This window comes from Streptomyces sp. KLMMK (assembly GCF_036961605.1).
Taxonomy (GTDB): Bacteria; Actinomycetota; Actinomycetes; order Streptomycetales; family Streptomycetaceae; genus Streptomyces; species Streptomyces telluris.
This window is the reverse complement of the sequence record NZ_JBAMDC010000353.1, coordinates 1-6,680: the sequence shown is the minus strand read 5'-3', so window position 1 is coordinate 6,680 and position 6,680 is coordinate 1. Positions and strand designations below refer to the sequence as shown.

The following is a 6,680-nucleotide window of genomic DNA, read 5'->3' as shown; positions in this document are numbered from 1 at the left end:
CCGGTAGCCGGCCGTGGCGGGCCCTGCCGAGGGGACCGAGCACAGGGCCCGGAGGGCGTCGAGGTCCTCCGTGCGCGGCCGGTAGCCCGCCGCGAGGGCGTCCTGGAGGCGCTCGGCGTAGCCGGAGGCGGCGCCGGGGAGAGCGGCGCGGTAGCGGGCGAGATCGGCGAGGAGGAAGGCGCGCAGCCTTCCGCTCTCCAGCACGGCCTCGTCCACGGCCGCGGCGAGCCGGTGGCAGTCGCGCGCCTCCGCGGCGCGCTCGGGGCCGGGGCGCCCGGGGACGGCGTGGGGATGGAGGGCGATGGCGAGGGCTCGGCGCAGCACGCGCAGTTCGTCCGCGCTGAACGCCATGCCGCCGCGTGATCCATAGGGCGTGGGCATGCGCCGACTTTAAGTGCTAAACGGACAATTTTCGCCTAGCTGGATATTTACGGCGTGGCACGAGTCGGCCACTCCGGGAATCCGGGGGAATCCACGGGGTGCCCGCGCGGTCAGCGCCGCTTGCGGCGGGTGACCCCGAGCGCGATGGCGCCCGCCGAGACGGCGGTCCCCGAGGTGGTGGCGAGCAGCAGGGTGCTGTTGGTGGCCGGCTCGGCGTACGGCTGGGGCACCCGGTCCACGACCTCGACGCGGATCGGCGCCGAGTCGTTGCCGGGGTCCGGGTCCGCAGCGGGCTCCCCGTCGCGGTCCAGGACGCGGACCCGGCCCTCGGCGCCGTCGACCTTCTCGTCGATGCGGACCCGGAAGCCGAGCGTCTCCCGCTCCCCGGCGGTGAAGTTCTCCCCGATGGAACAGATGTACGAACCGGGCTCCGCGGACGGGCCCGCCTTCACCACACAGGGCTGCCGGATGCCGCTGTGCGGGGTCGCGACGATCGTCGTCCCGGGCGGCGGCGTCACCTCGTACGTGCCGGCGCCGTGCCCGGGCCGCCCGCCGGCCGGGCCGGGTCCGCCGTTCCTGACCCCCAGCTCGACCTCGACGGTCTCGCCGACCTGCCCGACGACCGGATGGGCGATGGCCTGGTAGTCGGCGCGGGCCGCCGCTCCGGCCTGCGCCGGGCCGGCGCACAGCCCCAGCCCGGCCGCCAGCGCTGCTGCGGGGACCACCGACCACCGCATTGTCCGCTTCATTCCCCACACACCCCATGCCCGTCGGATACGGAATCAGGTTCCGCAGCTGACAGGACAGTTGAAACGGACGGTTGGTTGCGTGCTACGCGCGGGAGACGTTCCGCTCGTAGACCAGCCGCAGGCCGATCAGCGTGAGCCACGGCTCGTGCTCGTCGATGACGGACGCCTCGCCGAGCACCAGGGGCGACAGGCCGCCGGTGGCGATGACGGTGACGTCGTCGGGGTCGTCGGCGAGCTCGCGGGCCATCCGCTCGACGACGCCGTCCACCTGCCCGGCGAAGCCGTAGAGGATGCCGGACTGCATGGCCTCGACCGTGTTCTTCCCGATGACGCCGCGCGGGCGGGCCAGCTCGATCTTGCGCAGCTGCGCGCCCTTGACGCCCAGCGCCTCCACCGAGATCTCGATGCCCGGGGCGATCACGCCGCCCGCGTACTCGCCGCGGGCGCTGACCGCGTCGAAGGTGGTGGCCGTGCCGAAGTCCACGACGATGCACGGGCCGCCGTAGAGCTCGACGGCCGCGACGGCGTTGACGATCCGGTCGGCGCCGACCTCCTTGGGGTTGTCCATCAGGATCGGCACGCCGGTCTTCACACCCGGCTCGACCAGCACCGCGGGCACGTCCCCGTAATAGCGGCGGGTGACCTCCCGCAGCTCGTGCAGGACGGCGGGGACCGTGGAGCAGATGGCGATGCCGTCGATGCCGTCCCCCAGCTCCTCGCCCAGCAGCGGGTGCATGCCCATCAGGCCCTGGAGCAGGACCGCCAGTTCGTCGGCCGTGCGGCGGGCGTCGGTCGACACCCGCCAGTGCTCGACGATCTCCTCGCCGTCGAACAGGCCGAGGACCGTATGGGTGTTGCCGACATCGATGGTGAGCAGCATCAGGCCGCTTCCTCCTGCGCATCGTCCTCGTCGCGCTCCCGCAGGTCGAGGCCGATGTCGAGGATCGGGGACGAGTGGATCAGCGAGCCGACCGCCAGGTAGTCCACGCCGGTCTCGGCGTAGGCGTGGGCGTTGACGAGCGTGAGGCGGCCGGAGGACTCCAGCAGGGCGCGGCCCGCGACGAGTTCGACGGCCTCGCGGGTCTGGTCGGGGGTGAAGTTGTCCAGCAGGATGAGGTTGGCGCCCTCGGCGAGGACGGGCGGGATCTGGTCGATCCGGTCGACCTCGACCTCGACGGGCAGGCCGGGGAAGGCCTCCCGCACGGCCCTGAAGGCCTCGGCCACGCCGCCGGCCGCGACCACGTGGTTGTCCTTGATGAGCGCCGCGTCCGACAGGGACATGCGGTGGTTGACGCCGCCGCCGCAGCGCACCGCGTACTTCTCCAGGGCGCGCAGGCCGACCGTGGTCTTGCGGGTGTCGCGGACGGCGGCCTTGGTGCCGTCCAGCAGGTCGGCCCACTCGCGGGTCGCGGTGGCGATGCCGGACAGGCGGCACAGGAGGTTGAGCGCGCTGCGCTCGGCGGTGAGCAGGTCGCGGGTGCGGGTGCGGACGGTGAGCAGCTTCTGGCCGGCGGTCACCCGGTCGCCGTCCTCGACGTGCCGCTCGACCTCGAACTCCTCGGTGCAGACGACCGAGAGGACCGCCTCGGCGATGTGCAGGCCGGAGACGGTGCCGTCCTCGCGGGCGGTGAAGTCGCCGGTGGCGACGGCGTCGGCGGGGATGGTCGCCACGGTGGTGACGTCCTGGCCGCCGTCGAGGTCCTCCTCGATGGCGAGGTGGGCGATGTCCTCGATCTGCAGGGGGTCGAGGCCGGCCTCGGCGAGCAGCCGGGCCAGGTCCGGGTCGAGCCCGCACTCCAGCGCGTCCTCCGCGAACGTCTCACCGCAGCCACAGCCGTCACCGCAGCCGCCGGTGGCCGTCTCGAGGTTCACCTGGATGTCCTGGCCGATCTGGTGGAGGGGGAGTTCGTTCGGGGTGGTCACGTGGTGCTCCTCGGTTCGGCGCCGGTCGTGGGCAGGTCGGGCGTGACGGACGGGAAGGCCGCCGTCCCGGTGGTGGAGACCGAGAGCGTACGGTCCGGGCGCAGGGTCACCAAAAGATGCCGGCGCCAGGCGGTGTCGTCGCGGTCGGGGCGGTCCTCGCGCCAGTGGCAGCCGCGGGTCTCCTCGCGGCGGAGCGCGGCGGCGACGAGGACGCGGGCGACGAGCAGGAGGTTGGTGGCCTCCCAGCTCTCCGTGCCGGGCGCCTCCAGCGCTGCGGCGGCGTCCTCGTCGATGCGCGCCAGCTCGGCGGCGGCCCGCTCCAGGCTCTCCCTGGAGCGCAGGACCCCGGCGCCCTCCGACATGATGCGCTGGATCTCCAGGCGGGCCTTCGGGCCGGCGAGCACCGTGCCGGCGGCGGAGGCCTCCGGCGGGAGGGCCTCGCCCGGACCGCCCGCCTTCCGGAGGCCGGCGGTCACGTCGGCGGCGATGCGCTCCGCGAAGACCAGGCCCTCCAGCAGGGAGTTCGACGCCAGGCGGTTCGCGCCGTGCACGCCCGTGCAGGCGACCTCGCCGCAGGCGTAGAGCCCGGGGACGGTGGAGCGGCCGAGCAGGTCCGTGCGGACGCCGCCGGAGGCGTAGTGCGCCGCGGGCGCGACCGGGATCGGCTCCGTCACCGGGTCGATGCCGTGCGTGCGGCAGGCGGCGAGGATCGTGGGGAAGCGGTGCTCCCACATCTCGGCGCCGAAGTGCCGGGCGTCCAGGTACATGTGCTGGGCACCGCGCTCCTGCATACGGCGCATGATGCCCTTGGCGACGATGTCGCGCGGGGCCAGCTCCGCGAGCTCGTGCGCACCGACCATGAAGCGGTGGCCGTCCGCGTCGACGAGGTGGGCGCCTTCGCCGCGCACGGCCTCCGACACCAGCGGCTGCTGGCCCTCGGCGTCGGGGCCGAGCCACAGCACGGTGGGGTGGAACTGGACGAACTCCAGGTCGGACACCTCCGCCCCGGCGCGCAGGGCGAGGGCGACGCCGTCGCCGGTGGAGACGGCGGGGTTCGTGGTGGCGGAGAAGACCTGGCCCATGCCGCCGGTGGCGAGGACGACGGCCCGGGCCCGGACGGCACCGACGCCGTCGCGCTCGCCCTCGCCCATGACGTGCAGGGTGACGCCCGCGGCGCGGCCGTCCGCGTCCTTGAGGAGGTCGAGGACCAGGGCGTGCTCGATGGTCTCGATGCCCGCCGCCCGCACGGCCTCGACCAGGGCACGGGAGATCTCGGCGCCGGTGGCGTCGCCGCCCGCGTGGGCGATGCGGCGCCGGTGGTGGCCGCCCTCGCGGGTGAGCAGGATGGCGCCGGTCCCGGCGTCGGTGTCGAACTGCGCGCCCGTGGCGATGAGCCGGCGCACCGCGTCGGGACCCTCGGTGACCAGGGTGCGCACGGCCTCGTCGTCGCACAGGCCGGCGCCCGCGACGAGCGTGTCGTCCAGGTGCTGCCCGGGGGTGTCGCCCTCGCCGAGCGCGGCCGCTATGCCGCCCTGCGCCCAGCGGGTGGAGCCGTCGTCCAGGAGGGCCTTGGTGACGACGGTGACCTTCGCGCCGGCGGCGGCGCAGCGCAGGGCGACGGTGAGCCCGGCGACGCCGGAGCCCACGACGACCACGTCGGCGTCGACGGACCAGCCGGGCTTGGGTGCATGGAGGCGTATGCCGGTCATCGCTCGGCTCCGAGCTGCAGGGGGACGTTGTCGATCAGACGGGTGGTGCCGACCTTGGCGGCGACGGCCAGCACGGCTTCGCCCGCGTAGTCGTCGGGGACCTCGGTGAAGTCGGAGGGGTCGACCAGGGCCAGGTAGTCCAGGAGGACGGGGGGCTCCAGCTTCGCCGCCGCTTCCAGGATGCCGCGGGCGGAGCCGCGGACCGCGGCCGCGCCGCCGTCCACGGCGGCGGCACCGGCGAGCAGTGCCCGGGAGAGCTCCAGCGCCGTGGCCCGGTCGGCCTCGGAGAGGTAGCGGTTGCGGCTGGACAGTGCGAGGCCGTCGTCCTCGCGGACCGTCGGCACCCCGACGACCTCCACGGGGAAGTTGAGGTCGCGCACCATGCGGCGGATCAGGGCGAGCTGCTGGGCGTCCTTCTGGCCGAACAGCGCGACGTCCGGCGCGCTCAGGTGCAGGAGCTTGGCGACGACGGTGAGCACGCCGTCGAAGTGCCCGGGGCGGGAGGCGCCTTCCAGGCGCTCGCCCATGGGGCCGGCGGTGATGCGGACCTGGGGCTCCCCGCCGGGGTAGACCTCGTCCACGGAGGGGGCGAAGACGGCGTCGGCGCCCGCCTGCCCGGCGAGGGCGAGGTCGGCGTCGAGGGTGCGCGGGTAGCGGTCGAGATCCTCACCCGCGCCGAACTGCAGCGGGTTGACGAAGACCGTGACGACGACCTGGCCGTCCGGCCCGGCCAGCCGGCGCGCTTCGCGGACGAGGGTGGCGTGGCCCTCGTGCAGGGCGCCCATCGTCATCACGACGGCGCGGCGGCCCCCGCGCGGGAGGGCCTTCAGCTCCTCGGCGTCGCGGGTGAGCTGGGTGGTCATGCGGTGCCTCCGTCCGCGAGGACTCCGAGCAGGTCCTCCGCCAGTTCCGGCTTGAGCAGGCCGGCCGCGAGGGCGCGGTCGGCGGTCGTACGGGCCATCGCCAGATATCCGGGGACGGCCTGGGGTGCGTGGGCGCGCAGCTCGGCGATGTGCGCTGCGACGGTGCCGGCGTCGCCGCGGGCCACCGGGCCGGTCAGGGCGGCGTCGCCGCTGCGCAGGACGTTGTCGAGCGCGGCGCCGAGGAGGGGGCCGAGCATGCGGTCGGGCGCCCCGACGCCGGCGGTCCGCAGCAGGTCCATGGCCTGGGCGACCAGGGTGACCAGGTGGTTCGCGCCGAGGGCGAGGGCCGCGTGGTAGAGCGGGCGGGACTCTTCCGCTATCCACTCGGGCTCGCCGCCCATCTCGATGACCAGGGCCTCCGCGGCGAGCCGCAGCTCGTCGGGGGCGGTGACGCCGAAGGAGCAGCCGGCGAGCCGGTCGACGTCGACCGGGGTGCCGGTGAACGTCATGGCGGGGTGCAGGGCGAGCGGCAGGGCCCCGGCGCGGCGGGCGGGGTCGAGCACGGCGGTGCCGTGCCGGCCCGAGGTGTGCACGATGAGCTGACCGGGGCGGACGGCGCCGGTCTCGGCGAGGCCGGCGACCAGGCCCGGCAGGGCGTCGTCGGGCACGGTGAGCAGGACCAGCTCGGCGCGCGCGAGCACCTCGGCGGGGGTGACGAGCGGGACCTCCGGGAGCAGTGCGGCGGCCCGCCGCACCGAGGCGTCGGAGACTCCGGAGGCGGCGACCGGGCGGTGCCCGGCGAGCCGGAGCGCGGCGGCGAGCGCCGGGCCGACGCGGCCCGTGCCGACGACGCCGACGGTGAGCCGGGCGGGTCGGTCCTGGGGGCTCGGGTGCTCCGGGTGGGTATGTGCGTTCACGCGGCGATGGCCTTCCGTTCCAGTCCGCGGCGGGTACCGGACGATTCCTTCGTCATGCTACGTGAGGCGCGAGGGGCGGTCCCGGGCCGTCCCCAGCCCTGTGGACAACGCTACGGGCGGCCGGCGGGCCGGGGGCGC

At 75.0% G+C, this 6,680-nt stretch carries 6 protein-coding genes and 1 pseudogene; all 7 read right to left on the bottom strand.

Annotation, left to right across the window (positions count from 1 at the left end; all coding sequences use genetic code 11):
- Positions 1-381 (bottom strand): annotated as a pseudogene (locus V7793_RS30690) (hypothetical protein); the annotation flags it as partial.
- A 110-nt stretch (positions 382-491) separates the two neighbouring features.
- Positions 492-1,130 (bottom strand): hypothetical protein, encoded by a 639-nt coding sequence (locus tag V7793_RS30685; RefSeq protein WP_336012681.1) that lies wholly within the window; start codon positions 1,128-1,130, stop codon positions 492-494.
- 82 nt (positions 1,131-1,212) lie between these two features.
- Positions 1,213-2,010 (bottom strand): type III pantothenate kinase, encoded by a 798-nt coding sequence (locus tag V7793_RS30680; protein WP_179082020.1) that lies wholly within the window; start codon positions 2,008-2,010, stop codon positions 1,213-1,215.
- Positions 2,010-3,053: a carboxylating nicotinate-nucleotide diphosphorylase gene (gene nadC / locus V7793_RS30675; RefSeq protein ID WP_336012675.1), complete on the bottom strand. Its 1,044-nt coding sequence runs from the start codon at positions 3,051-3,053 to the stop codon at positions 2,010-2,012. The genes V7793_RS30680 and nadC overlap by 1 nt, the downstream gene beginning before the upstream one ends.
- Entirely contained in the window at positions 3,050-4,762 is a 1,713-nt protein-coding gene (locus tag V7793_RS30670) for an L-aspartate oxidase (RefSeq protein ID WP_336012672.1), read from the bottom strand. The genes nadC and V7793_RS30670 overlap by 4 nt, the downstream gene beginning before the upstream one ends.
- Entirely contained in the window at positions 4,759-5,625 is an 867-nt protein-coding gene (gene panC / locus V7793_RS30665) for a pantoate--beta-alanine ligase (protein WP_336012670.1), read from the bottom strand. Before panC ends, V7793_RS30670 begins: the two co-directional genes overlap by 4 nt.
- Positions 5,622-6,542 (bottom strand): Rossmann-like and DUF2520 domain-containing protein, encoded by a 921-nt coding sequence (locus tag V7793_RS30660; RefSeq protein ID WP_336012667.1) that lies wholly within the window; start codon positions 6,540-6,542, stop codon positions 5,622-5,624. Before V7793_RS30660 ends, panC begins: the two co-directional genes overlap by 4 nt.
- Between the last annotated feature and the right edge of the window lie 138 nt (positions 6,543-6,680).